This window comes from Streptomyces sp. NPDC052020 (assembly GCF_040680575.1).
In the GTDB taxonomy this organism is placed as follows: Bacteria; Actinomycetota; Actinomycetes; order Streptomycetales; family Streptomycetaceae; genus Streptomyces.
Genome location: NZ_JBFAWY010000015.1, coordinates 81,789 through 107,221, shown reverse-complemented (window position 1 = coordinate 107,221; position 25,433 = coordinate 81,789). Strand labels below are relative to the sequence as shown.

The 25,433-nt window shown below is 74.9% G+C and carries 23 protein-coding genes and 2 pseudogenes; 17 read left to right on the top strand and 8 right to left on the bottom strand.

All coding sequences use genetic code 11. From position 1 onward, the window contains the following. Positions 1-67 precede the first annotated feature (67 nt). The 3 genes and pseudogenes from AB0L74_RS17990 (at position 68) to AB0L74_RS17980 (ending at position 2,740) form a co-directional block, all read left to right on the top strand. Entirely contained in the window at positions 68-1,567 is a 1,500-nt protein-coding gene (locus AB0L74_RS17990; RefSeq protein ID WP_365652479.1) for a hypothetical protein, read from the top strand. Between the two features lie 88 nt (positions 1,568-1,655). Continuing rightward, positions 1,656-1,966: pseudogene (locus AB0L74_RS17985) on the top strand (proteasome subunit beta); the annotation flags it as partial. 243 nt (positions 1,967-2,209) lie between these two features. Continuing rightward, entirely contained in the window at positions 2,210-2,740 is a 531-nt protein-coding gene (locus tag AB0L74_RS17980; protein ID WP_365652476.1) for a DUF5709 domain-containing protein, read from the top strand. A gap of 75 nt (positions 2,741-2,815) precedes the next feature. Here AB0L74_RS17980 and AB0L74_RS17975 read toward each other — a convergent pair whose 3' ends face one another. Both AB0L74_RS17975 and AB0L74_RS17970 read right to left on the bottom strand, forming a co-directional pair. Then, a complete protein-coding gene (locus tag AB0L74_RS17975; RefSeq protein ID WP_029384771.1) occupies positions 2,816-3,037 on the bottom strand; it encodes a hypothetical protein in 222 nt (73 codons plus the stop codon). A 376-nt stretch (positions 3,038-3,413) separates the two neighbouring features. Continuing rightward, on the bottom strand, positions 3,414-4,304 hold the full coding sequence (locus AB0L74_RS17970; protein WP_365652471.1) for a Gfo/Idh/MocA family oxidoreductase: 891 nt from the start codon (positions 4,302-4,304) through the stop codon (positions 3,414-3,416). A 286-nt stretch (positions 4,305-4,590) separates the two neighbouring features. Here AB0L74_RS17970 and AB0L74_RS17965 point away from each other — a divergent pair, with 286 nt between their 5' ends. The 3 genes from AB0L74_RS17965 to AB0L74_RS17955 all read left to right on the top strand — a co-directional run bounded on the left by AB0L74_RS17965 (position 4,591) and on the right by AB0L74_RS17955 (position 9,962). After that, positions 4,591-5,511, top strand: a complete 921-nt coding sequence (locus AB0L74_RS17965; protein WP_365652468.1) for a dienelactone hydrolase family protein — start codon at positions 4,591-4,593, stop codon at positions 5,509-5,511. Between the two features lie 265 nt (positions 5,512-5,776). Continuing rightward, positions 5,777-8,572 carry a LuxR C-terminal-related transcriptional regulator gene (locus AB0L74_RS17960; protein WP_365652465.1) on the top strand — a complete coding sequence of 932 codons (2,796 nt, stop codon included), beginning with the start codon at positions 5,777-5,779 and terminating at the stop codon, positions 8,570-8,572. Positions 8,573-8,690: 118 nt separating this feature from the next. Further along, the gene (locus AB0L74_RS17955; RefSeq protein ID WP_365652462.1) at positions 8,691-9,962 is read left to right on the top strand and encodes a helix-turn-helix domain-containing protein; all 1,272 of its coding nucleotides are present in this window, start codon (positions 8,691-8,693) and stop codon (positions 9,960-9,962) included. Positions 9,963-10,118: 156 nt separating this feature from the next. On the opposite strand, the pseudogene AB0L74_RS17950 reads toward AB0L74_RS17955, so the two are convergent. After that, a pseudogene (locus tag AB0L74_RS17950) lies at positions 10,119-10,475 on the bottom strand (dienelactone hydrolase family protein); the annotation flags it as partial. 297 nt (positions 10,476-10,772) lie between these two features. Here AB0L74_RS17950 and AB0L74_RS17945 point away from each other — a divergent pair. From AB0L74_RS17945 to AB0L74_RS17920, 6 genes are all read left to right on the top strand, one after another. Then, positions 10,773-11,567, top strand: a complete 795-nt coding sequence (locus AB0L74_RS17945; RefSeq protein WP_365652459.1) for an ABC transporter ATP-binding protein — start codon at positions 10,773-10,775, stop codon at positions 11,565-11,567. Then, positions 11,564-12,367: an ABC transporter ATP-binding protein gene (locus AB0L74_RS17940; RefSeq protein ID WP_365652456.1), complete on the top strand. Its 804-nt coding sequence runs from the start codon at positions 11,564-11,566 to the stop codon at positions 12,365-12,367. Before AB0L74_RS17945 ends, AB0L74_RS17940 begins: the two co-directional genes overlap by 4 nt. After that, positions 12,364-13,260: a branched-chain amino acid ABC transporter permease gene (locus AB0L74_RS17935; RefSeq protein WP_365652452.1), complete on the top strand. Its 897-nt coding sequence runs from the start codon at positions 12,364-12,366 to the stop codon at positions 13,258-13,260. The genes AB0L74_RS17940 and AB0L74_RS17935 overlap by 4 nt, the downstream gene beginning before the upstream one ends. Continuing rightward, positions 13,253-14,398 carry a branched-chain amino acid ABC transporter permease gene (locus tag AB0L74_RS17930; protein ID WP_365652448.1) on the top strand — a complete coding sequence of 382 codons (1,146 nt, stop codon included), beginning with the start codon at positions 13,253-13,255 and terminating at the stop codon, positions 14,396-14,398. Before AB0L74_RS17935 ends, AB0L74_RS17930 begins: the two co-directional genes overlap by 8 nt. Beyond that, a complete protein-coding gene (locus tag AB0L74_RS17925; RefSeq protein WP_365652444.1) occupies positions 14,395-15,675 on the top strand; it encodes an ABC transporter substrate-binding protein in 1,281 nt (426 codons plus the stop codon). The genes AB0L74_RS17930 and AB0L74_RS17925 overlap by 4 nt, the downstream gene beginning before the upstream one ends. A gap of 166 nt (positions 15,676-15,841) precedes the next feature. Then, the gene (locus tag AB0L74_RS17920) at positions 15,842-16,660 is read left to right on the top strand and encodes an SAM-dependent methyltransferase (protein ID WP_365652441.1); all 819 of its coding nucleotides are present in this window, start codon (positions 15,842-15,844) and stop codon (positions 16,658-16,660) included. 202 nt (positions 16,661-16,862) lie between these two features. On the opposite strand, the gene AB0L74_RS17915 is transcribed toward AB0L74_RS17920, so the two are convergent. Continuing rightward, positions 16,863-17,786 (bottom strand): helix-turn-helix transcriptional regulator, encoded by a 924-nt coding sequence (locus AB0L74_RS17915; protein ID WP_365652719.1) that lies wholly within the window; start codon positions 17,784-17,786, stop codon positions 16,863-16,865. Between the two features lie 225 nt (positions 17,787-18,011). Then, positions 18,012-18,239: a DUF397 domain-containing protein gene (locus AB0L74_RS17910; protein WP_365652438.1), complete on the bottom strand. Its 228-nt coding sequence runs from the start codon at positions 18,237-18,239 to the stop codon at positions 18,012-18,014. Positions 18,240-18,754: 515 nt separating this feature from the next. Here AB0L74_RS17910 and AB0L74_RS17905 point away from each other — a divergent pair. The 3 genes from AB0L74_RS17905 (at position 18,755) to AB0L74_RS17895 (ending at position 21,654) form a co-directional block, all read left to right on the top strand. Next, the gene (locus AB0L74_RS17905) at positions 18,755-19,300 is read left to right on the top strand and encodes a hypothetical protein (RefSeq protein ID WP_365652435.1); all 546 of its coding nucleotides are present in this window, start codon (positions 18,755-18,757) and stop codon (positions 19,298-19,300) included. Between the two features lie 128 nt (positions 19,301-19,428). Then, positions 19,429-21,198, top strand: coding sequence for an ABC transporter ATP-binding protein (locus AB0L74_RS17900; protein ID WP_365652432.1), 1,770 nt, complete (start codon positions 19,429-19,431; stop codon positions 21,196-21,198). Between the two features lie 192 nt (positions 21,199-21,390). Further along, positions 21,391-21,654 (top strand): DUF5133 domain-containing protein, encoded by a 264-nt coding sequence (locus AB0L74_RS17895; protein ID WP_365652429.1) that lies wholly within the window; start codon positions 21,391-21,393, stop codon positions 21,652-21,654. Between the two features lie 207 nt (positions 21,655-21,861). Here the strand turns inward: AB0L74_RS17895 and AB0L74_RS17890 are convergent, their stop codons facing one another. Then, positions 21,862-22,809, bottom strand: a complete 948-nt coding sequence (locus AB0L74_RS17890) for a helix-turn-helix domain-containing protein (protein WP_365652426.1) — start codon at positions 22,807-22,809, stop codon at positions 21,862-21,864. A 238-nt stretch (positions 22,810-23,047) separates the two neighbouring features. Between AB0L74_RS17890 and AB0L74_RS17885 the strand changes: the two genes are divergently transcribed. Together AB0L74_RS17885 and AB0L74_RS17880 are read left to right on the top strand one after the other, a co-directional pair. Beyond that, positions 23,048-23,536, top strand: a complete 489-nt coding sequence (locus AB0L74_RS17885; protein ID WP_365652423.1) for a hypothetical protein — start codon at positions 23,048-23,050, stop codon at positions 23,534-23,536. A 291-nt stretch (positions 23,537-23,827) separates the two neighbouring features. After that, on the top strand, positions 23,828-24,043 hold the full coding sequence (locus tag AB0L74_RS17880; protein WP_365652420.1) for a hypothetical protein: 216 nt from the start codon (positions 23,828-23,830) through the stop codon (positions 24,041-24,043). A 118-nt stretch (positions 24,044-24,161) separates the two neighbouring features. Here the strand turns inward: AB0L74_RS17880 and tgmB are convergent, their stop codons facing one another. Together tgmB and tgmA are read right to left on the bottom strand one after the other, a co-directional pair. Then, positions 24,162-25,157, bottom strand: a complete 996-nt coding sequence (gene tgmB / locus AB0L74_RS17875; RefSeq protein WP_365652417.1) for an ATP-grasp ribosomal peptide maturase — start codon at positions 25,155-25,157, stop codon at positions 24,162-24,164. A 17-nt stretch (positions 25,158-25,174) separates the two neighbouring features. Further along, on the bottom strand, positions 25,175-25,366 hold the full coding sequence (gene tgmA / locus AB0L74_RS17870; protein ID WP_365652414.1) for a putative ATP-grasp-modified RiPP: 192 nt from the start codon (positions 25,364-25,366) through the stop codon (positions 25,175-25,177). Positions 25,367-25,433: the final 67 nt, after the last annotated feature.

Sequence of the window (25,433 nt, the reverse complement as noted above, 5' to 3'; positions counted from 1 at the left end):
ATCCCGGCCTGCACCCCCGCCCGACGCGGGTTAGCGTGTCGACGTTCCCACACGGTGAGGGGTCGACATGGCCGACGGCGCGAACGCGATCGCGGTGGGCATACGGCGACGGGGCCCGGCGCCCGGGTCCGGCGCACCGCTGCGCGCGGGGGGCGACGGCCTGCTCGCCGCGGTGGCCGCCGCCTTCACCCTCGCCCAGCTCCTCCTCGTCCGTCCCGCGATGGGCCTCGGCTGGGACGAGACCGTCTACGTCAGCCAGGTCACCTCCCACACCCCGGCCGCCTTCTTCAGCGCGCCCCGCTCCCGGGGCGTCTCGCTGCTCGTGGCGCCGGTCGCCTCCTGGTCGTCGTCCACCCCGCTGCTGCGCGTCTACCTCGCCCTGCTCTCCGGTCTCGCCCTCTACCTGGCCCTGCGCGCCTGGCAGGGCCTGTTCCCGGCCCGCGTCCTGGCCACGGCCGGCGCGTTCTTCGCCACCTTGTGGGTGACGCTCTTCTACGGGCCGCAGGCCATGCCCAACTACTGGGTCGCCATCGGCGCCCTGGTGTGCGCCGGCTGCTTCCTGCGCATGCGGGAAGCAGCCGGGGGCCGGGCCGCGCCGTGGGGCGTGGCCACCGGCGCCGCCCTCATGGCGTGGATGCGGCCCACCGACGCCGTCTGGGCGGCGGTGCCCCTGCTCGTCGTCGCGCTCGCCCGCCGCCGCGGGCGGCTCCTGCTCGCCCTGGTGGGCGGACTCGCGGCCGGGGGAGTGCCGTGGGTGATCGAGGCGTACACCGGATACGGCGGGCTCGCCCAGCGGCTCGCCGACGCCTCGCGCATCCAGGGCGGCCTCGGGTGGCACATCGCCGTCGACGACCAGCTCCGCAGCCTCGGCGGACGCGCGCTGTGCCGTCCCTGCACCGGGTCGATGCCGCACCCCGTGATCACCCTGTGGTGGTACGTGCTGCCGGTGCTGGCCGCCATCGGGCTGGCCGTCGCGGTCCGCGCCCGGCGCACCGCCCGCACGCTGATCCCGCTCGCCTGCGCCGCGACGGCCGCCCTGCCCTACCTGTTCACCATCGAGTACGCCGCGCCCCGCTTCCTTCAGCCCGCCTACGCCCTGCTGGCGATCCCCGTCGCCGACGCCCTGTGGCATCTGGTCCGGACCCCGGCCGGGCGGTGGCGCCCCTGGCCCGCGGCCCTGGTCGCCGTCGCGCTGGCCGGGCACCTGGCCGTGCAGCTGACCGTCCTGGCCCACACCGTGGACCGCAACAGCGACAGCCGCCGCGACTGGGCCCGCACCGCCGCCACGCTGCACCGGCTCGGGGTCCGGCCGCCCTGCCTGCTCACCGGCCACGAAGCCATCCCCCTCGCCTACTACGCCGGTTGCTTCTCGGGCAACATCCACGGCAACAACGCCAATCTGACCGAGGCGGACATCCGGGCCGCCGCCCGGCGGATGCCGGTCGCCGCCCTCATCGGCCCCGGCGGCACCCCGCCGCGCTACGCCCGGACCTGGGCGCCGCACCGCGTCAGCGACCTCCAGGTCCGCGTCGCACCCCCGGCGGGCGGCACGGCCGGCCCCCGGTGACATCCCGGTCGCCGGGCGGGCAACCTCATCGCGCAGCGCGACCTGGAGAAGGTGCACCCCGCCGACGCCACACCGCGCTGGCCTTCGCCCGCACGAGAAGCGGCACTTGCACGCCGAGGGCTCCGGCTCACCTACGCCCGGGGCGCGCCGAAGAAGCTCTGCCGCCCGGGCCTGTCCCGGCGCGAGACCGCCCTGGCCGCGCTGCACGCCCTGTACGGCGCGGCGGACGACGGCTCCGCCACCGGCGGCCCGGACCCGACCCGGCGGATCTTCCCGATCCTGGCGGTGATCACCGAAGAGGGCTGCGACCGGCTGACCGAGGCGGAGACGGAGGAACTGAGCCGCGAGATGGCCGAGCAGCGCCACCGCCGGCCGGACGGGCCCGCCGCGACCCCGTGAGGGCCCCGCGCCGCGACCGGGCACGCACGGGTGCCCGTGGCCGGTCCCCGGGCGGCCCGGCCGCCCCGCGCCCCTGCCCGGGCCGCGTGCCCGCCCACGCGCCCGGGCGGGCGGTCACCTCCTGTGGCACGTCAGCGAGGTTAGAGATCGCGTAACGGGAAACGCGAAGGCTGACACCGACGACCGAGATGATCGGGACGATCGGTACGGACCGAGGCGACGCAGCGTGAAAGGGAGGCAGCGATGGGCACCGACCCCATGGCGGACGACGCCTACCAGCCCACCGGAAGCAACGAGGAGCAGGAGGACGCCGCGCCGCTCGACCTACAGGACGCCGTCGACGAGCGCACCTACGACGACATGCTCGACGAGGGCTACTCCCCGCCGGAGAAGCCGCTGGGCGTCACCAAGCACGGGACCACGGCCGCCGAGCAGCACGACGGGGAGAGCCTCGACGAGCGGCTGGCGCAGGAGGTGCCCGACGTGGCCGAGCCGCCCGGGGACGGCGTGGGCGACCAGCCGGGCGGGGAGGGCGAGCCGCTCGACCCCGAGGCGGGCACGGACCGCTCCGGCCGCCTGGTGGCCCCGGACGAGGGCGTGCGCACCGACACCACCAAGGAGACGGTCGGCGACGAGGTAGGGGTCGACGGCGGAGCCGCCGGTGCGGAGGAGGCCGCCGTGCACGTCGTGGAGGACGACACGGTGCTGCCGGACTCGCCGGACTACCCGGGCTACCTCCAGGAGCGGGAGCGCCGCCCCGGCCAGGCCGGCTGACCGGCGCACCCGCGGTGACGGGCCGGGCCCCGGCGAAGCGCCGGGGCCCGGCCCGTCACCGTGTGCGGGCGGGTGTCAGGGCAGCAGCTTGTCGACGGCGGCAGGGCCCTCCGCGGCCAGCTTGCGCTTGGCCCATTCCAGGTTGTGCGGGGTGATGTCCCTGCCGGCCGCGAGGACCAGGTCCTCCGGCGACACCTCGGTGCCGTTGCGGGTGTGGAGCAGGTTGTCCGGGGTGACGCGGTCGTCGTACGTGCGGGCCCCGGACGGCCGGGACGCGTCGGGCTGTGTCGTCGACATGATCTGAAGCTCCTCGGTCCGGAATCGCCGCGCCGGTCCCGGTGCTGGCACCGGTCCCGACGCCTGCTGTCCCCCGATGTCGTGTTTCTCCTGGTATCACCATTCACCCGGACGGAGCACCGCGCATCCGGAAGGGGACGGGGCGCGGCGCCCCTCCGTAGAAGGGAGGGGTACCTTCCGGGATCCGGCGGAAACCTCGGCGGTCCGGCGCCGCACGGCACGGTGCGTGGCACGGCGGTACCGCCCCGCGGTGCGCCGGAGACGGGCGGACCGCCGCCGGGCCGTCCGGCACGGGACCACGGACGGCGCGCGGGCACGGCGGCGGTCGCCGCCGGCCGCGTGCCCGGAGCCCGCCCGGAGCGCCGGACGGGCGTCCTCACGCGGGGGCTCCGCCGTCCAGCAGAGCCTCGGCCGCGGCGAGTGTCTCGGTGACCTGGAGGCCGAACGCGGCGTCGCACGGGTGGGGACGGCCGGTCCGGGCGGCGGTCAACAGAGCGTCCGCGGCCCTGGTCAGGGCCGTCTCGGCGCCCTCGGCGCTCTCCGGGAGGCAGGCCACCCCCGAGCCGCCCCGCAGCTCGACCGCGGCGCCCGCTGCCGCGGGCGGGGCCGTCAGGCTCAGCGTGAGCGTGCTCGACGCGCCACCGGCGTGATCGAGGACGACATGGACGGTGTCCCCCGGGCCACGCGCGGCCGCCGCCACGCGCCGGACATCGCCGAGGACCGGCAGCAGCACGGACAGGGCGTGCGGGCCGACGTCCCACAGGGCGCCCTTCTCCCGCCGCCACGGCGAGCCGGCGAACGGGCTGTCACCGGTGAACACCGCGCCCAGCCACTGGGCCCGCGCGGTGAACCAGTCCGCCCGCCGGGCCTGCTCGCCGATCCACGCCGCGGTCTCGGCCGTGAAGCGGACGGTGAAGAAGACGACGGAGGCGACACCGGCCCGCTCGGCCGCCTCCACCACGGCCCGCCCCCGCGCCGCCGTCGTCGCCAGCGGCTTGTCCAGCAGCAGATGGCGGCCGGCCCGCGCCGCGCGCACCGCGAGTTCCGCCTGCACGGCCGGAGGCAGCGCGACGGCGACCGCGTCCACCGCGTCGAACAGGGCGTCGATGTCGTCGTAGGCGCGGGCGCCGTACAGATCCGCGAGCTCCCGGGCGGCACCTGGGCGGCGCCCCCACACGGCCGTGAACTCCAGCTCCTCGTGGCGGCTCAGAGCGGGCGCGTGGGCCGCCCGCGCCCACGGCCCCGTGCCGAGCAGTCCGATGCGCATGTCCCGCCTCTCCACCTCGCCGGCCAGATCGGGGACGAGCCTGCCACGCCGACCGGGCCCGGGCGCAAGCCCCCTCCCGGCCGTCCCCGCGCCCGGCACCCGCCGCCGGCGGCCGGGAGACCGGTGATTTTGCCGATTCCCGCGGCCCGGACGCGCCCCGAAAGTGGCACCGCAAGCTCCCCGGCGACACCCGCCCGGTACGCCGCGGGGCGCGACCCCACGCGCCCCCGAGCCCCAAGCGGCCACCGGCCGGGCCCACTCGCCACGACAGAGAGGACGACTCGTCGTGCACCGACACCCCCACACCAGCGCCGGTTCCCGCGCGTTCCACGGGCCGCGCCGGCGGCTCGCCGGCGCCGCGGCCGCGATCGCAGCCGTCATCGGGCTCTCCACCCTCACCAGCCCGGGCGCCCACGCCGCCGACAACCCCTACGAGCGGGGGCCGGCGCCCACCGAGGCCAGCATCGAGGCGCTGCGCGGGCCGTACTCGGTGGCGGAGACGGATGTCTCCTCCCTCGTCGTCACCGGCTTCGGCGGCGGCACCATCTACTACCCGACCAGCACCAGCGACGGGACCTTCGGCGCCGTCGTCATCTCGCCCGGTTTCACCGCCCTCCAGTCCTCCATCGCCTGGCTCGGGCCGCGCCTGGCCTCGCAGGGCTTCGTCGTGTTCACCATCGACACCAACACCACCATGGACCAGCCCGACTCGCGCGGGCGCCAGCTGCTCGCGGCGCTGGACTACCTGACCGAGCGCAGCTCCGTCAGAAGCCGCATCGACAGCAGCCGGCTCGGCGTCATGGGCCACTCGATGGGCGGCGGCGGCAGCCTGGAAGCGGCCAAGTCCCGGCCGTCCCTCCAGGCCGCGATCCCCCTCACTCCCTGGAACCTCGACAAGACCTGGCCCGAGGTCCGGACCCCCACCATGATCATCGGGGCTGACGGCGACTCGATCGCCCCCGTCTCGTCCCACTCCGAGCCGTTCTACTCCAGCCTGCCCTCCAGCACGGACCGCGCCTACCTGGAGCTGAACAACGCCACCCACTTCGCGCCCAACACGTCGAACACGACGATCGCGAAGTACAGCATCTCGTGGCTGAAGCGGTTCATCGACAACGACACCCGCTACGACCAGTTCCTGTGCCCGCTGCCCCGGCCCAGCCTGGCCATCGAGGAGTACCGGGGCAACTGCCCGCACGTCTCCTGACGTTCCCCGGCCCCGCCGTCACCGGAAACCCGGAAAAGCCGGGGCGTCCGGTGACGGCACCGAGAACCGGCGGCGGTCGCGCGTACGGCGCGGCCGCCGCCGGCGTTGTGCCCCCGCACCGCCCGGGACCGGCGGTCCTGGACCGCGGCACAAGCCGCTCATCGCCCGCGCCGGGCGGACGCGCAGGTGGTGACGCCGATGACCCGGCGGGATGACACGGACCGACACCTTCCGCCTTCGGTTACCCGCACGTAACCTCGCGGGAATGACGGGAGACACGACCACACGGACGCCTCCGCGGATCCCCGGCGACAGCGCGCAGCGGCGCGCGGTCGGCGCCCTGCTGGACCGGCTGCGGACACACGGCACCGCGCTCCTGCTGACCGGGGAGCCGGGTCTCGGCCGCACCAGCCTGCTCCGGTGGGCCGCCGGCTCCTTCACCGCCGGGACCGTCCTGCATCTGACGGCCGGACCGGGCCGGCCCGCCGCCGCGCCGCCCGGCTCGGCGTACGCGCGGATCACCGACGGCACCGGCGCCGGCACCCTGCTCGACATGCTGCGGTCCGCCGCCGGGGACCGGCCCCTGCTGGTGTGCGCCGACGACGCCCACCGATGGAGCGCCCCGGCCCGCGCCGCCCTGGGCGGCGCCGCCGAACGCCTGGACACCGCGGGCCGGGTGGGCCTGCTCGTCACGGCCGCCGGATACCGCGCCGTCGACCCGGAGTTCGCGCGTCTGCCCCGGATACGCCTCGACCCTCTCGGCCCGTCCCAGGCCGCCGCCCTTCTCGACGAGGTCACCGACGGCGCCGCCGATCCGGCCGTCCGCGACGAACTGCTCGCCGAGGCCGAGGGAAACCCGGCCCTGCTGCTGGCCCTGCTGAACCGTCTGTCCTCCGCCGAACTGCACGGCCTCAGCCCGCTGCCGCGCCCGCCCGCCGACGCCGCGACGCTGGCCAGGGTGGCGGGCGAGGCCCTGACCCGGACGGACCCCGACACCCGGGACCTGCTGCTGACGGTGGCGGCCGCCGTACGGGCGTCGGACGGCGCGGACGCCGACGCCGGGCTGGTGCTCAGGGCGCTGGGACGGCTGCGGCCCACCGCGCCCGCACCGGCCCTGAAGCCGCCGCCCGAGCCGCTCGCCCTGACGGACGGCCGGCTCGGCTTCCACAGCGAGCTCGTCCGCCGGGCCGTCTACGCCGGGGCCGAGCCCGGCCGGCGCCGCGCCGCGCACCGCGCCCTCGCCCGGGAACTGGAGGCCGGCGGGCGGCGGCTCCCCGCGCTGCTGCACGGGGCCTGGTCACTGGCCGGGCCCGCGCCCGGACCGGCGGCCCGGCTGTCGGACGGCGCGGCCGATCCGGCGGCCGTCGCCTCCCACCGGCTGCGCTCACTGGCCTACACCCGCGCCGCCGAACTCACCGCCGACCTCCCGCGGCGCGCGGAGCGGTACACGGCCGCCGCCGAGCAGGCGCTCCTCGAAGGGCGTCCGGACCGGGCCCGTCCGCTGCTCGCCGAGGCCCGCGCCGCGGCGGTCCCGGCCGCGGTCCGGGGACGCGCGGAACTGGTCCGCGGTCTGACGGAACTGCGGGACGGGCCGGTCGGCGACGCCCACCAGTCCCTTCTGCTGGCCGCGGCCCTGCTCGCCGCCGACGCCCCCGGACAGGCGGCGACCGCCGCCCTGGCCGCCGCCGACGCGGCCTGGGCGGCGGGGGACCTGACGGCCTGCCTGGCGGCGCTCGGACACGAGCAGGGCCGCCAGGCGGGGAGTGCCGGGGACCGGCCGGCCGCCGCGCCCGGTGCCCCGCCCTCCGAGGCACGCCCCGGCGACACCCAGCCCCCCGACCCGGTGCACCACCACCGGCTCGGACTGCGGGCGGTGCTCGAAGGGAACCTCGACCGGGCGACCGGCCCGCTCCGGCTCCTCGTGGGACGGGCCCACGCCGACCACCGGCCCGACGTGCTCCTGCGGTCGGCGGCGGCGGCCCTGCTGCTGGGCGACGTGGAGGCCGCGCGCCGGGCCGGGGCGCGGGCCCTGGCCGCCGCCCGCAACCTCGGGGCCGCCGCGCTCGTCCCGCAGGCCCTGGAGTACCTGGCCTACGCCGAACTGCGCGCGGGCTGCCACGCCCAGGCCCGCGCCCACGCGGAGGAGGGGCTGCGCACCGCGCGGCGGACCGGACAGCGCAACACGGCGGCACACCACCACGCCGTGCTCGCCCTGGCGGCGTCCATCGAGGAGGAACCGGACACCGTCGACCACCACGTGGCCGCCGCGCTGGCCATCGCCCGGCGGCACGGGCTGGCGCAGGCCGCGACGCTCGCGGAATGGGCGGCGGCCCGGGCCGACCTCGGGCGCGGCCGTCCCCTGGACGCCGCCGACCGGCTGGGCCTCCTCGTGCTGCCCGGCCCCCGGCGCGGGCACTTCGCGGTGTGGCGTCTGGCCGTGCCCTGCTTCGTCGAGGCGGCGGTCCTCGCCGGACGGCACCAGGACGCCCGTACGGTACTGGAGGACTTCGCCGAGTGGGCGGCTTTCGGCGCCGATCCGCAGGCCGACGCCCAACTGGCACGCTGCCGCGCCCTGCTGGCCCCGCCGGACCGGGCCGACGGCCTGTACCGGCGGGCGCTGGCCCTGCACGACGACACGGCCGGCGCGGCGGGCGGCGGCGACTTCGAGCAGGCCCGCACCGCCCTGCTGTACGGCAAGTGGCTGCGCCGGCGACGCAGACCGCGCGAGGCCCGCGACCGCCTCGGCACCGCCCTGGCGGGCTTCGACCGCTGCGGCGCCGGGGTGTGGGCGCACCAGACGCGCGGTGAACTGCGCGCGCTCGGGGCCGCCTCGCACGGCACGGACGCCGGGGCGCTGACCGGTCTGACGCCGCAGCAGATGCGCATCGCCCGGTACGTCGCCGAGGGCGCCACCAACCGCGAAGTGGCCCTCAGCCTCGCCGTCAGCACCCGCACCGTCGACTACCACCTGCGCAAGGTGTTCGCGGTGCTCGGGGTACGGTCCCGGGTGGAGCTGGCCCGCATGGTGGAGCAGGCGGAAAAGGCCGCTGCACAACCCTAGGGACCGACCGGACGGTATGCCATCCTTCGGGGCAGGACGAGTCACGGGGACCGGAGCCGCACGGGCGGGGGCGCCCACCGGTCCCGCCCGTGGAGGCCGACCCTGGGGGAGGACCACGATGCAGCACGCCGTACGGTCACTGGGAGCGATCCGCACCGGACCCACGCCCGTTCCGCGCCCGCGGACACGGCGCGTGCCGTCACTGATCGACGCCGACGCCCGGCGCGTCCTGCACCGGGCCGCCCGGGCCCTGCTCGACGACCTGCCGGGCCTGACCGACCGGCTGGTGGCCGTCCTGCAAGAACAGGAACCCGCCTACCGGGCCGCCGTGGCCGGTGACCCGACCGGGACCTGGCAGGAGGTGCACCGCTCGCTGCGGCACAGCGTGACGTCGCTGATCGATCCCCGCAGCGCCCGCGACGCGGCCCGCGGCTGCTCCTGGCGCATCGGCGCCACGCGCGCCGAGCAGGGCCTGCCGCTGGACGCCCTGCTGCACGCCTTCCGCCTCGGCGGTTCCCTGGTCTGGCAGGGACTGGTCGAGGAGACCTCCCGCGCGGCCCCCGAGGAGGTGCGCCTGCTGGTCCACGTCGCCGCCGACGTGTGGAACTTCGTCGACGAGCACTGCACCCTCGTCGCGGACGCCTACCGGCAGGTCGAGTGGCAGCTGAGCCGGCGGCGCGAGAACCGGGCGCGGCTGCTGGCCGCCGCCCTGCTCGACGGCACCAGCCGTATCGCCGACGTGCCCGAGGCCGCCCGGGCCCTGGACCTTCCGGAGCACGGCCGGTACGTCGTCGTCGCGGTCGCCGGCGGACATTCCGCGGGCTGCGCCGCGGCCCGCGCGGCGGCCGTACCGGAGGGGGCGCGCGTCCACTGGCACACGGGAGTGGAGGCGGACTACGGCATCGTCCTGTCCGGCGACGGCGAACCGCCGCGGCCGGAGCCCCGGCCGGGCGGGCCCGCCCCCGGCATCCGGATCGGCGTCGGCGGCGCCGTCGACGGGCTGGCCGCCGTGGGCGACGCCCGCCGGCTGGCCGACACGGCGCTGAGGATCTGCCCCGAGTCCGGCGGCACGGTGCGGCTGGCCGAGCACCTCCCCGCCGCCCTGGTCGTCTCCAGCCCCGAACTCGGCCGGGCGCTCGCCGAGCGGGTCCTGGGCCCCCTGCTGCGGCTGGAGTCCGCCGACCGGGAGGTGCTGCTGGACACCCTCACCACCTGGCTGGCCTGCGACGGCTCGGCACAACGGGCCGGCGAACGGCTCTACTGCCACCGCAACACCGTCCTGAACCGCCTGCGCCGCTGCGAGCAGCTCACGGGCCGTTCCCTGGCCGGCCCGTCCGACGTGGTGGAGATCAGCCTGGCCCTGACCGCCCACCGGCTGCTGCGCGCCTGAGCGCGGCGGCGGCCCCGCCGCGGGGCTCAGGCGCCGCTCTCCTCTGCCGGAGCGCCTCGCCGGAGTGCCCCTGAGCCGCGGTGACGCCCGCAGACCCGGGCCGGTGGCGGTCGGCCGGCCTGGTCGCGGCCCACCGTCGCGGTGCCGACCGGGCCGGGCGAGCAGGCCGACGACATCGCGCCAGGCTCGCCACGCGTGCCGGGGTGGCGGCCGACGCCGGGGAGCACGGTCTGGTCGGCCGGCGGGTGGTGGAAGGCGTGCGGGGCGCCGCCGTGGGCCACGAGGCGCCGGGTGACGCCGGCGGCCCGGATCCCGGCGGTGAACGCGTCCCGTTGCGCGGGCGGCGTGACCGGGTCTTCCGACCCTGCCCCCGGGCCGCACCGGGCGGCGAATCCGCGCCGCGTCGCCCGGTCGGCCGGTGGTCAGCGCGTGGCCCGTCCCGATCGCGCGCGGGTCGACGCCGTCGCGTCCGGGTTCCGAGCGGGTGACGGCTCGGGCCTCCGGTGTGCCGTGAGCGGGCCCGCGGCGCCCCGCGTCCAGCGCCGCCGCGCTCCCTCCCTCCCGCCCGGCTCTCGCCGTCCCCGCCCTCACCGCACGCCCTCGTCCCCGCCACATGTCCCCGTCCCGGCACCCCCCAGCGCCCCCGCTCCCGCCTGGGCATCCGCACAGACTCACCCACCCAGGACTGGGACGCCGCAGCGACCACGCCCGGAGCCCTGTACGGCCCGGCCCGCCCGTGCTGTCGTGAGCGCGTCCTTCCCCCACGCCCCGCAACCGCGCGCCCCCGGCACGCGGTCCCAAGGAGCTGCGATGCCCGAAGCACCACCGGACGAGGAGCCCTCCGTGCCCTCTTTGCACGTCGAGGAGCTCGACGTGACGTACGGCCGGGCCCTGTCCGCCCTCCGCTCCGTGTCGCTGACCGTCCCGCACGGCGGCGTGGTCGCGCTGCTCGGCGCCAACGGCGCCGGCAAGACGACCCTGCTGCGGGCCGTCTCCGGCACGCTGCGCCTGCACCGCGGCGCCGTCACGGCCGGCCGCGTCCGCTACGGCGGCACGGACCTCGACGGCCGTGACCCGGTCGCCGCCGTCCGCGCCGGCGTGGTGCAGGTGCCGGAGGGCCGGCGCGTGTTCGCCGGACTCAGCGTCGACGAGAACCTGCGGGCCGGCGGGCTCGGCCTGTCCCGCCGCGCCCCCGCCCAGGTGAGGGAGGCCCGCGACCGGGTCTTCGCCCTCTTCCCCCGGCTCGCCGAACGCGTCCGCCAGCCGGCCGGCCTGCTCTCCGGGGGCGAGCAGCAGATGCTGGCCATCGGCCGCGCCCTGATGGCCTCGCCCCGCCTGCTCCTGCTCGACGAGCCCTCGCTCGGCCTCGCCCCGCAGATGGTGCACCGCATCGCCGAGGTGGTCCGCCAGATCAACGCCCAGGGCACCGCGGTCCTGCTGGTCGAGCAGAACGCCGGCATGGCGCTGTCGCTCGCGGATCACGCTTACGTCCTGGAGGTCGGCGAGATCCGGCTGTCCGGCCCCGCCGGCGAACTCGCCCGCACCGACGCGGTGCGCCGCCTCTACCTGGGCGAGACCGCCGACGACGGTCAGGGGGCCGCGTGACCGCCCGTACCGCGGCACCCCCGCCGCTCCAGGTCCGGGGCGTCACCGTCCGGTTCGCCGGGCTCACCGCCCTCGACGAGGTGTCCTTCACCGTCGTGCCGGGCTCCGTGCACGCCCTCATCGGACCCAACGGCGCCGGCAAGTCCACCTGCTTCAACGTCCTGTCGGGCCTGTACCGGCCCACCGCGGGCACCGTCCGCCTCGGACAGAGCGACCTCACCCGGCTCGCCCCGCACAAGATCGCCGCCCTCGGTGTCGCCCGCACCTTCCAGAACATCGTCACCACGGAGGGAACCGTCGCCGACAACCTGATGCTGGGCCGGCACGCCCTGTCCCGCGCGGGCTACCTCGCCGCCGCCCTGCACCTGCCGAAGGCCGCGCGCGAGCAGCGCGAGCACCTCCGCCGCGTCCACGAGATCGCCGAACTCACCGGACTGGCCCCCCACATCGACACCCCGGTGGCCGTCCTGTCCTACGGCGACCGCAAACGCGTCGAGTTCGCCCGCGCCCTGTGCCTGGAACCCCACGTCCTCCTCCTCGACGAGCCCGTGGCCGGCATGAACGCCGCCGAACGCGCCCGCACCGCCGAGGTGATCCGCGACGTGCGGGAACGCCTCGGCCTGTCGGTCCTGCTCGTGGAGCACGACATGGGCCTGATCATGCGCCTGGCCGACGAGGTCACGGTCCTCGACTTCGGCCGGGCCATCGCCCACGGCACGCCCGAGGAGGTCCGGCGCGACCCCGAGGTACTGCGCGCCTACCTCGGCACCGGCGCGACGGGGGAGGAGGACGCCGCATGACCGGACTGCTCGACAACATCCTCGGCGGCCTCGCCCTCGGCTCCGTCTACGCCCTGGTCGCCCTCGGCTTCGTGGTCATCTTCAAGGCGTCCGGCGTCCTCAACTTCGCCCACGGCTCCCTGCTCCTGCTCGGCGGCTACCTCGTCGCCGTCCTGCACGAGCACCTCGGCTTCGCCGGAGCCCTCGCGGCGGCCGTCCTGGCGACCGCGGCCGTGGCGGGCGCCCTCGACCGGTTCCTGCTGCGGCGCGGCGAGCAGGACCCGCGCGCCGCCCACGTCCAGACCATCGTCACCATCGGCATCGACATTCTCCTGGTCACCGACCTCGCCCGCCGCATCGGCGGCGACCTGCTCACTCTCGGCGACCCGTGGGGGGACGAGGTGACCGACCTCGGGCCGGTCACCGTCGCCGACAGCCGGCTCGCCGCGATCGCCGTGTCCGCCCTCGTCATCGCCGGCGTCTTCGCCCTGTTCCGGTTCAGCCCCTGGGGCCTGGCCCTGCGCGCGGCGGCCGAGGACACGGAGGCCGCGGCCCTGATGGGCGTACGGCTGGTACGGGTCCGCACCCTCGCCTGGTGCCTGGCGGGCGCCCTGGCCGCGCTCGCCGCCGTGTTCCTCGCCGCGTTCCCGGCGCCCGGCCTGGAGCGCACCACCGGGCAGATCGCCCTCAAGGCGTTCCCCGCCGCCATCCTCGGCGGCCTGGCCTCCCCGCCCGGCGCGCTGGCGGGCAGCCTCCTCATCGGCCTCACCGAGGCACTCGTCGCCGGCTACCAGTCCGAACTGCACATCCTCGGCGAGGGTTTCGCCGACGTCGCCCCGTACGCCGTGATGGTGCTCGTCCTCCTGGTCCGCCCCGCCGGACTGTTCGCCGCGAGAGGAGCGGCCCGTGTCTGACCTCCTCAAGCGGGGCAGGCCCACCCTGCCCCTCCTCGCCCTGCCCGGTCTTCTCCTCCTCCTCGCGCCGCCCTTCTACCTCGACGCCTTCTGGCTGCGCATCGGCCTGATCTCCATGGCCGCTGCCATCGGAGCCGTCGGTCTCGCCCTGCTGGCGGGCACCGCGGGCCAGCTCTCCCTCGGCCACGCCTTCTTCCTGGCCGTCGGCGCCTACGGCTACGCCTGGCTGGCCGGCGACCCCGGACCCGGCCTGCCGCCCCTGCTCGCCCTGGTCCTCGCCGTGCTGCTCGCCGGTGCGGCGGGCGGCCTGTTCAGCCCCGTCGCCGGCCGGGTGCGCGGCATCTACCTGGGTGTGGCCACCCTCGCCCTGGTCTTCCTCGGCCACCACGTCCTGCTCACCGCGGACTCCGTGACCGGCGGTTTCAACGGCCGGGCGGTGCCGCCGCTGACGATCGGCGGCTTCGGCTTCAGTGACGACGGCCCCGAACTGACGGTGCTCGGCGTGCCGTTCGGCGCCGAGGAACGGCTGTGGTACCTCGGGCTCGCCCTGTTCGCCCTCACCTGGTTCACCGCCCGCGGCATCCTGCGCTCACGCCCCGGCCGCGCCCTGACCGCGATCCGCGACAGCGAGACCGCGGCCGCGGTGATGGGCGTCGACGTCGCCCGCCACCGCTCGGCGGCGTTCGTCGTGTCCTCGATGTACGCGGGCCTGGCCGGGGCCCTGCTCGCCCTCGCCTTCCGCCGCATCGTGCCGGACTACTTCTCCCTCGCCCTCTCCGTCGACTACCTCGCCATGATCGTCATCGGCGGCCTGGGTTCCGTCGCCGGCGCCACCGCGGGAGCCGTCTTCGTCACCGCGCTGCCGCTGCTGATGACCCGCTACGCCGACCATCTGCCGCTGGTCGCCGCACCGGGCTCGGCCGAGGGCTCCATCGGCCCCACCGAGGCCGCCCGCTACCTCTACGGCGCCGCCATCGTCGTCATCCTGCTGTACGCCCCCGACGGCCTGCGCGGGCTCACCCGGCGCGCCCGCGCCCGCCTGCGCCGTCCCGCGCCCCACCCTCCCGGCGCCGGGAGGCCGCCCCGTCCGCCCGCCCGAGCCGAACGAGCCGCACGACCCAAGGAGCACACCCCGTGAACACCACGCACCCAAGGCCCCGCACCACCCGCATCACCCTGGCCGCGGCACTGGCCGCCGTGCTGCTCGCGGGCACCGCATGCAGTTCCAAGGCGGACGGGGACGGCGGCGCGGACGCCTCCGACGGCGTCAAGACCGGCCCCGGAATCGGCGAGAAGTCCATCAGGCTGGGCGCCCTCACCGACCTGACCGGCCCCTACGCCACCCTCGGCAAGAGCGTCGTGCAGGCCCAGCAGATGTGGGCCGACGAGACCAACGCCGCCGGCGGCATCTGCGGACGCAAGGTGGAGATCGTCGTCAAGGACCACGGCTACGACGTGCAGAAGGCGGTCACCGCGTACGCCGACATCGCACCGGACGTGGTGGCCCTGCCCCAGGTCATCGGCTCCCCGGTGGTCGCCGCCCTGATCGACGACATCGAACGGGACGGCCTGCTGACCTTCCCGCAGGGCTGGTCCGCCTCCCTGCTCGGCCGGGACCCCGTCCAGGTCCTCGGCACCACCTACGACCTCGACATGATCGCCGCCGTCGACTTCCTCACCCGTACCGGGAAGGTGGCCGAGGGCGACTCCATCGGCCACGTCTACTTCGAGGGCGACTACGGCACCAACGCCCTGGAAGGGGCCGAGTGGGCCGCCGAGCGGGCCGGGATCAAGGTGATCGGCCAGAAGATCAAGGCCACGGACACCGACCTGAGCGCACAGGTCTCCGCCCTCCGCGAGGCCGGTGTGAAAGCCGTCCTGATCAGCGCCGGCCCCGCCCAGACCGCCTCCCTCGCCGGTGTGGCGGCGTCCCGGGGGCTGCGCGTGCCCATCGTCAGCAGCGCCCCGGGCTACGCCCCGCAGCTGATGAAGACCCCCGCGGCGGCGGCACTGGAGGCCATGGTGCACGTGGTGAGCGCCATACCGGCCGTCAGCTCCGACCTGCCCGGCGTGAAGCGGATGGTGTCCTCCTACGAGAAGAAGTACCCGGACTCCCCGGTCGACTCCGGCGTGCTGTCCGGCTACAACGCCGCGCAGCTCCTCGGCGCCGGCCTCAAGCAGGCCTGCGAGAAGGGCAGCCTCGCCCGTGAGGACGTGGTCAAGGCCCACCGCTCGCAGAAGAACGCCGACACCGGCCTCGGCACCCCGCAGGACTTCACCGACGTCGACGCGCCGGCGAGCCGTTCCACGTACGTGCTGAAGCCGGACCGCAAGGCGGACGGCGGCCTGGTGGGCGTGGAGGAGGCGCACCGGGTGCCCGGTGCCGACGAGTACCTGGCCGAACGCAGCTCCTGAACGCCAACTGCCCTGCCGGGCAAGGGGCTTGGCAGGGCATGCGGAAGGGGACCGCCGTCGCCGCACGGGATCCTCGCTTCGTCGGCCGTTCCGGTGAACGCGGGCGTGCCGCGATGTACTCTTCGTCATGCCAGTGCAGTTGGCGCGGTAGAGAGCTGGGGGAACGATGCAGACCGAGAAGCGGCTGTCCACGGAGATCGACGCCAATGTGCCGACGGCCGCACGCATGTACGACCACTATCTGGGCGGCAAGGACAACTACGCGGCGGACCGGGCCGCGTGCGAGCAACTCGACAAGGTCGTCCCCAGTACCCGCCGGCTGGCGGTGAACAATCGCCGCTTCCTGCAACGGGTCGTCAAGACGCTCACGGCGGAGTACGGCATCCGGCAGTTCCTCGACCACGGCTCCGGGCTGCCGACCCAGAACAACGTGCACCAGATCGCGCAGGGCATCGCCTCCGAGTCGCGCGTCGTCTACGTCGACAACGACCCGATGGTGCTGGTCCACGGCCGCGCGCTGCTGGAACAGAACGAGCGCACCGCCGTCATCCACGCCGACATGCGCGACACCGACGGCATCTTCTCCCACCCCGAGACCCAGCGCCTGATCGACTTCTCGCAGCCGGTGGCCGTGCTGTTCAACTCGGTCTTCCACTGCATCCCCGACAGCGAGAGCGACGGTCCCCCGGCCGTCGTCCGCCGCGTCACCGAGCGGCTCGCCCCCGGCAGTTTCCTGGTGATGTGCCAGCTGGTCAGCGAGGACGAGAAGGTGCGCGAGTTCGTCACCGGTTTCATGGACCAGGTGACGCAGGGCCACTGGGGACGCGTCCGCCAGGAGAAGGACGTCGCCGGGTGGTTCGAGGGGATGGAGATCCTTGAGCCGGGCCTGGTCGAGGTCTCCACCTGGCGCCCGGACAGCGAGGTGGCCCCCCGCCAGCTTACCCAGGAGTGGATCGAGTTCGGCGGCGTCGGCCGCCTCGGCTAGGGTCCGTCGCCATACGCTCCTGACGCCGCGAGGCCCGCCCTTCGGGCGGGCGACGGGAGTGTGGCGACAGACCCTGGGCCTTTCGGCCCGGCAGCGGGCAGGTGTCTGATCTCCGGGGAGCGCGACCGGCTCTCCGGGGCTTCGCCTCCCGGCCGGACGGACCGTCGCAGTCCCCACCGCGCTCGCAGGGCCGCCCGCCCGTTCACCGAGCGGCCGGGTAGCGCTGCTCCATCGTCGCGCGCAGCAGTTCCACGGAAGCGCGCGGGGTGAGCGCCTCGTCGGCGAGCCGGTCCAGCGCCAGCCGGTACTCCTCCGTCTCGTCCCGGTCCTCCAGGAAGTTCGCGCTTCTGATGTGCTCCAGGTACACCACGTCCGGCAGGTCCAGGCCGCCGAACCGCAGATAGGTCACCGGTATCGCGGGAGCGGAGGCGTTGGTGGCGGTCAACGGAACGATCTGCAACGTCACGTTCGGCCGCGCGGCCATGGCGATCAGGTGCGCCAGTTGCTCGCGCATGATCTCGCGGCTGCCCAGTACGCGGAGCAGGACGGACTCGTCGATGACCGCCCACAGCTGTGGCGCGTCCGCGCGCTCCAGCAACTGCGTCCGGCGGATGCGCAGCTCCACCCGGCGCTGCACCTCGCCCGCGGGCGCGTTCGGCAGGCCGCGCTCCACCACGGCGCGCGTGTAGTCCGCGGTCTGCAACAGGCCGGGGACGTACTGGATCTCGAAGGTCCGGATGGTGACCGCCGCTTCCTGCAGTCCCACCAGCCGCTCGAACCACTCGGGCATCAGCCGCTTGTCGTACCGCTGCCACCAGCCCGGCTCACCCGCCCGCTGGAGCAGCTTGAGCAGCACCGAAGCCTCGTAGGGGTCCGTGCCGTACAGCTCCAGCAGCGCGCGGACGTCCTTCTCCGTGGGAGGCTTGCGGCCCTTGCCCGACTCGATGCGTGAGAGCTTGGCCGGGCTGAACCCCAGTCGGCGGGCCGCCTGTTCCTGGGACAGTCCGGCGTCCTCCCGGAAACCCGCCAACTGGACGCCGACCAGCATCTTCAGCAAGATCGGGGCGGGCTCGGAGCGGTCCAGATACGGTTCGAGACGGGAGATGCGATGCGACGCGGCGGACATCATGACTCCCAGCAGACCGGCAGACTCGAGAAACACACTATCGCATTTTGCCGCCGGACGTCGCATCAGCCCTCCGGAACAGGCCAGTTGAGTCCGCGGCGGCGGTGCGGCCGCACGGAGGCGGCAGGGGGGCGGAGCGGTGGGTCCCGTGGCGGCGGCCGGCCCGCGTCCCGCCGGGCCGGCCGCCGCCACGGGCGTCCACGGTCCGCCACCGCCTCCGGTGGCTCACACCAGGTGGTCGAACTCGCCCTCCTTGGCGCCCGCCAGGAACGCCGCCACCTCCGCGGCCGTGTAGACGAGCGCGGGGCCGTCCGGGTCGCGGGAGTTGCGCATCGCTATGCCTCCCTCGACCAGGGCGACCTCGACGCAGTTGCCTTCGGCGTTGCTGTGCCGGCTCTTCATCCAGCAGGCGTCCAGCGAGCTGGCCCTCACTCCGTTCCGCACTGGTGGCACCGCACTCTCCTTGTTGTATCGGGGGGCGGACCGCACCGTGCCGCCACCATCTGTTCCCAGCCGACTTTCGCGCAATTTCTCGTGCAATTGCACGCTGGTGTTGTCAGCGTGAATAATAGCTACAGCGTCAACCCCTGTGCTGGCGCCCTGCTCTGACGTCGTATCAGGGAGATGCCGTGTCGTCGTCGTCCGTGCATCGAACGCTCCCGCCGCCGGGTGGTGGCGCGTCGCGGGTGAGCGCGGCGGACGGGACCGTCCGGTATCCGACCGCCACGCGACCGGCCGCCCCGGCTGTCGGCCGCGGGCGGCGGCTCCCTCACCCGGCGCCCCCCACCCCCGTGCCGGCCACCGGGTCCGCCCCGACGAGGCCCCGCCCGGCCCGGTACGGCGCCGAGACCCCCGGGCGAGACCGGGGCGGCCCGGCCCCGGTCTCCTCCGCGGGCCCGGCCGTCCGGCCCGCGCCGCCGGCGCCTTGCCAGTTGTCCGACCCGACCGTCGCGGAAAGGCCCCACACCATGCGCACCGCTCCGACCCAGCAGCCGAGCACCGAGCGCACACCACATCCCGCCCCGCCGACCGGGCCGGGGCGCCCCGCGCCCCTCGCGTCGCTGGGCCAGGTGCCCTGGGAGAGGCTCCAGGACTCCACCGGATCCGCGGCCGCCATCCCCGAGCTGCTCGAACGCGTCGCCTGGGGAGACCCCGACACCGCCCGGGCCGCGCTCGACGAGGTGCGCAAGCGGATCTGCCAGTACGGCTTCGTGGTGGAGCAGGCGACCGCCGCGACCGTTCCCTTCCTCTGGGAGCTCGCCCAGCTGCCCCAGGTGAGCTGCCGCGCGCAGATCGTCCGGCTGCTGGAGAACGTCGCCCGCGCCCGGCAGTGGGAGAACACCGCCGTCGCCTACCCCAAACTCCTCAACCGCCGCGAGAACCACGTGGTGTGGGAGCGCGCGGCACGCCAGGCCGTCCACGCCGGGCGCGGCGCCCTGCCGCGCCTGCTGTCCGAGCGGGACGCCGAGACCGCCCGGGCCGCCGCCGAACTGGCCCGGACGCTGGGGGAATGAGACGCCCGCGCCTTCCACGGGGGTGAAGGCGCGGGTCTCCCACGTGCCCGCCGGTGTGGCACGCTCCTCGTCGACCGGGGTAAGAAAGCGCTTGCCCCACAGTCGGCAACCCCAGGAGGACCACGCCGATGGCGTCGTCGTTGGAAAAACCGCTCGATCACCGCTACCGGGGCGAGCACCCGATACGCACCCTCGTCTACTTGTTCCGCGCCGACCGCCACCGCCTGGCCGGGGCCGTCGTCGTCTTCACGGTCAAGCACAGCCCCGTCTGGCTGCTGCCCCTGATCACCGCGTCCATCATCGACACCGTCGTCCAGCACCAGCCGATCGGCCGGCTGTGGACCAGCACCGGCGTGATCCTGTTCATCCTGGCCGTCAACTACCCCCTGCACGTGCTGTACGTCCGCCTGCTGTACGGCAGCGTCCGCCGCATGGGCACGGCCCTGCGCTCGGCGCTGTGCACCCGCATGCAGCAGCTCTCCATCGGCTACCACACCCGGGTCAGCGCCGGTGTGCTCCAGGCCAAGGTGGTGCGGGACGTGGAGACCGTGGAGCAAATGGTGCAGCAGACCGCGGAGACCGGGCTCGGCGCGGTCACCGTGCTCATCGGCGGCCTGGTCATCATCGCCGTGCGCACACCGGAGTTCCTGCCCGTCTTCCTCGTCGTCGTGCCGACCGCCTCGCTTCTCGTCGCCCGGCTGCGGGCCCGTCTGCGCAGCCACAACGAGAGCTTCCGCCACGAGGTGGAGACCCTCTCGTCCCGCGTCACGGAGATGACCCGGCTCATCCCCGTCACCCGCGCCCACGGACTGGAGGGCAAGGCCCTGCGCCGCATGGACGGCACCCTGCACCGGCTGCTCGCCTCCGGCCTGCGTCTGGACCTGGTCAACGGCCGCTTCGCCTCGCTGGCCTGGGTGGTCCTCAACGTCGTCGGCGTGCTGGTGCTCGCGGGCGCCGCGCTGATCTCCTACTACGGCGTCTGGGGCGTCACCCCCGGCGACGTCGTCATGCTCAGCGCGTTCCTGACCACTCTCACCAACTCCACGACGACGCTGGCCGGGCTGGCGCCCGTCATCACCAAGGGGCTGGAGTCCGTCCGCTCGGTCGGTGAGGTCCTCCAGGCGCCGGAACTGGAGGACAACGAGGGCAAGGCGGAACTCGCCGAGCTGCGGGGCGCGGTCACGTTCGAGAACGTCGGCTACGCCTACGACGACGACGGCCGCGCCGCCGTACGGGACTTCACGCTGGCCGTGGCGCCCGGAGAGACGATCGCGCTGGTGGGCGCCTCGGGCGCGGGCAAGTCGACCGTGCTCAACCTCGTGATCGGGTTCCTGCGTCCCACCTCCGGCCGGCTGCTGCTCGACGGCACCGACATGTCCACCCTCGATCTGCGCACCTACCGGCGGTTCGTGTCGGTCGTGCCGCAGGAGTCGATCCTCTTCGACGGCACCGTCCGCGAGAACGTCGCCTACGGTATGGACGACGCCGACGAGGAGGCGGTGCGGGCGGCCCTGCGCGACGCCAACGCCCTGGAGTTCGTGGAGCGGCTGCCGCAGGGCCTGGACACCCTGGTGGGGGAGCGCGGCGCCCGGCTGTCCGGCGGGCAGCGTCAGCGCCTGGCCATCGCCCGCGCCCTGATCCGCGACCCCCGGGTCCTCATCCTCGACGAGGCGACCTCGGCGCTGGACACCCGCTCCGAGGCGCTGGTCCAGCAGGCGCTCGCCCGGCTGCTGCGAGGGCGTACCACGTTCGTCGTGGCCCACCGGCTGTCCACCGTGCGGGGCGCCGACCGGATCGTGGTGATGGGGGAGGGCCGGATCCAGGAGATCGGCACCCACGGGGAACTCCTGCGCCGGGGCGGCGCGTACGCGGCGCTCCACAGCGGGCAGGTCGCCTGAGATTTCCGGTCGAGCGCCTCGGCCGGGGGGACGGAGATGTTCCGCTCCTTTTCGGCCAGTCTGCCGATTGTTCGGGCTGTCGACCGGTCGGAAAGCGAAAGATTTTCGTCAACTCCGAGCGCGAGCGGGCGAGGAGTGAATGTTTCGGCTGTGTCCGGGCATACGCAGCGAAAATCGAGAGAGGGGCGCTTCGTGCTCGTACCGGACCCGAAGGTCGTCAGGGAGCTGCTGACGCGGTACGCGTCGCTGCAAATCGCTCAGGCGGAGAGGGCGAGGCCGGCCGTGGCCCGCGAGCTGGAGGACGTCAGCTACACGCTGTGCGTGATGATGGGAACGACCCGCATCCACGACGCGGTGGCCAAGGCGGACGCCCTGCTGCTCGCGGGGCAGCGGACCCCGGTCGCCGCCGAGGCGGCGCAGCAGGACGGCGAGAGCGGGCTGCCGCTGGCCGTGTGACACCGGCCGGCTCCCGGACCCTGCCGCCGCCGTCCGTCCGCTCCCGCAGCGGTGACGGGATGCGGCGGCAGGGCCCAGTAGTGCTTCGCTGGGTTCTGGCCTATCTGTGGTGGCCTCGTCGGGCGGGTAGCGGTCGTCCGCAGGTGGTACAGGTGCCGGTCCGGCACCTCAGCAGGTCCTGGAGGAGATCGAGGACCTGGTAGAAGGTCAGAGCCGGGCGTGGAACGCCGCGCGGTAGGCGTGCGGAGTGGTGCCGGCCACCCGGCGGAACCGCTCACGGAACGCGGTGGGGGAGCCGAATCCGGCCTGCCGGGCGATCCGTTCGATCGAATGGTCGCTGTTCTCCAGCAGGTACTGGGCCCGCCGCACCCGCGCCCGCAGCAGCCATTGCAGCGGCGTGGTCCCCGTCTGCTCGCGGAACCGGCGGCTGAAGGTCCGCTCGCTCATCCCCGCCCGCTCGGCCATGTCCCCCAGGGTGATCTCGCCGGCCAGGTTCTCCTCGATCCACTCCAGGAGCGGTCCGAGGGCCGAACCCCGCGGCACCGGCGGGCGCTCGTGCACGATGAACTGGGCCTGGCCGCCCTCCCGTTCCAGCGGCACCACACACATCCGGGCGGCGTGCGCGGCGACGGCCGAGCCCAGGTCCCGGCGGATCATGTGCAGGCACATGTCGAGGCCGGCCGCCGCACCGGCCGAGGTCAGTATCTGCCCGTTGTCGACGTAGAGCACGTCCGGCCGCACCCGGACGCGCGGATAGCGGCGGGCCAGTTCCCCGGCGGCGAACCAGTGCGTGGTCGCCCGCAGCCCGTCCAGCAGGCCGGCCTCCGCCAGGACGAAGGCACCGACGCACACGGACGCGATCCGGGTGCCCGCCGCGGCGGCCCGGCGCAGTGCCGCCAGCACCCGGTCCGACGGCGGCCCGGCCTCCTCCGAACGGCCCGGCACGATGACGGTGTCGGCGTGCTCCAGCGCTTCCAGCCCCCGGTCGATCCGCAGCCCGAACCCCTCCGCGCGGACCTCGGGCGACTCCGCGCACAGCCGTACCCGGTAGGGGCGGCGGCCGTCGGGCAGGCGCGTCCAGTCGAAGGTCTGCAACGGGGCCGCCATGTCGAACGGCACCACGTCGTCGAGCACGAGGATCTCCACACGGTGCATGCCCGCCACGATAGGGGTGTTCCCGCCACCGCCGTGAGCTGGGATTCGGGCGGTTCCGCGCGGCCCGTCGCCGGAAGACGGCGTTGGCGAGAACCCGTTGGGATCTGTCATTTCAGCCACTGTGCGCGGCCCGGCCGGCTTCCTAACGTGAACCCGGCACCGCCGGCCGCTTCCGCGGCGGCCCGGCGCGGCCCTCATGCGAACCGCCGTCCGCCCCTGCCTTCCGGAGCCCCGACCGATGACGAAGTTCCTGCTCACCCTGCACGTCCTGGCCGCCATCATCGCCGTCGGGCCGGTCACCGTCGCCGCCAGCATGTTCCCCCCGGCGGCCCGCCGCGCCGCTCTCGCCGGCGGCCCGCGGGCCGCCGGCGAGGAGACCGGTGACGCGGCCGTGAGCACCGTAGGGCTGCTGCACCGCATCTGCCGGGTCTACGCCGGCCTCGGGGTGGCGGTGCCCCTCCTGGGCTTCGCCACCGCCCAGGCCATGGGCGTGCTGGGCGACGGATGGCTCATCGCGTCCATCGTCCTGACCGCCGTCGCCGCGGGCATCCTGGTCGCCTTCGTCCTGCCCCGCCAGGAGGAAGTCGTGGAGCAACTGACCGGAGGGCAGCCGGTGGAGCGCTCCCGCACCGTGCGGCTCGCCATGTTCACCGGCGTCTTCAACCTGCTGTGGGCCACCGTCACCGTCCTGATGATCGTCCGGCCCGGTTCCACCACCGGCGCCTGAGCCGTTGTCGCACGCTCGGGGAGAATGACCACACCAGGGTGTGCGGCAGCGCATGGGGCCTGTCGTCACGTTCCCGTCTGCCTCACGACGCCCTGCGCGTCCTCTCGCCGCACCGGGCCCTGACCCCCGTACGGTCCGCGGTACGAGGAGCAGGGTCCGGCACGGCGAGAGCACGCACCCGACGCCGTGCGGCCCGCCCTTCGGGCGGACGACGGGAGCGTGGCGACAGGCCCTAGACTCGGCAGTCGCACCCCCGCACGGGGGCGGACGACACGAAAGGCACGTTGACGGGTGTTCCAGGATTCCCCCATCTACGACCGACTCGTCGCCGAATGCGGCGACGTGCCCGCGCAGGTACGCCGGGAGGCCGAGCGCGTGACCAGGGAACTGGAGGTCGTCCTGCGTCCCCTGCACGTTCCCGGCCTCGGCCCCGGCCCCGAGCGTCCGCCGCACCCGGGCAACGGATGGCAGCGCACCGCTATGCTGCCGGGCCCCCGCCCGCAGTGACCGGCGCTCCGGTGCCGGGACCCGGCACCGAGGAGAGCCGAGGCACGCCGTCGCGCTGACCTGGTCCTGTCGTCGCCGGGGCGTTGTCCCCCGGGCACATACGGGCCTCACCGCCCGGTCACGGGGCCGTGACGGTGTGCGCGCCGCCGGCGGGCGCCGCCTTGCCGGGGCCGGGCCGCGCCAGCCACGCGGCGATGGTGCGGGCGATCGGCTGGCCCGTATCCACCTCGACGAACCCGAACTGGCCCGACTGGTTGCACTCCAGGAACCACCACGTCCCGTCGGCGTCCTCGGCGAAGTCGAAGGCGCCGTAGGCCAGCCCGGCCTCCCGGACATAGGCGTGGACGCCCGCCGCGACGCGCGGCGGCACACCGGCGGGCCGCCAGGGCTCGTCGGACACGGCGAACCGGACGTCGACCTCGCCCGGGTCGTCGGGGTCCGCCCCGCGCACCGCCGCCTTGCGGGCTGCCAGCAAGCGGTCGCCCACGGCGGTGAGGCGGATGTCGGCGCGCTTGGCGATCCGCCGCTGCAACAGCGTCGGGCCGTGGGCGACGGCGGCGAAGTCGGCCTCCGGTGACACCCGGCTGGCCGGGACGGCCCGGGGCGGATCCTGCGGATGCGCGCCCGAGACCGGCTTGACCACCAGATCCGGGTGGCGTTCCGCGAACTCACGCGCCGCCTGGGGGAAGGTGGTGATCAGCGTGGCCGGCACGGGCAGGCCGCACCGCTGCGCCAGCCGCAACTGCCAGGGCTTGTGGCGTGCCCGGCCGGCCGCGTCGGGATCGTTCATCCAGCGGGCGCCGCAGCCGCGGAGCATGCCGTAGAGCGCCTGGGACGACTCCTCGGTCAGCCACACGGAGGCCCCGGCCGCGCGAGCGGCCGGGGCCCCCGGTCTGCGCACCCAGACCGACCGCAGCCCGCCGATGCTCACCAGACGGTCCCCGGCGGACAGATGGCCGTGGAAGGAGCCGTGCGCGAACTCCCCGGACAGTGCGACGGAACCGGTCAGATCGGCCGGATCCAGGCGGACCACCGGCACCCCCGACGCGTTGAGGTGGACCACCACCATGTCGGCGGTGACGTCCTCTTCACAGGTGAGGATCAACACGGTCATCGTCGGCCGGCCCGGGATCAGTCGTCGAAATGCGTCTTCGAGCCGGCGGTGGACGTCGTGGTGCCCAGCTCCCTGAGCAGGGCGTGGTCACAGGCGGCCACCCGCCCGTCGAGCAGCAGATTCACCTGGAGACCGGTGTCGTAGACATACGGAGCCGCGGCGTCCGACTCCGGTGCGGGACGTGCGTACTGAAGCGCGAACGGTTGCATCGTCTCTCCCTGTCGGTGCTGCGCCGATCAAGCGACGGTTCGGCTGCGCGTCGCCCGGTCCGCCGAC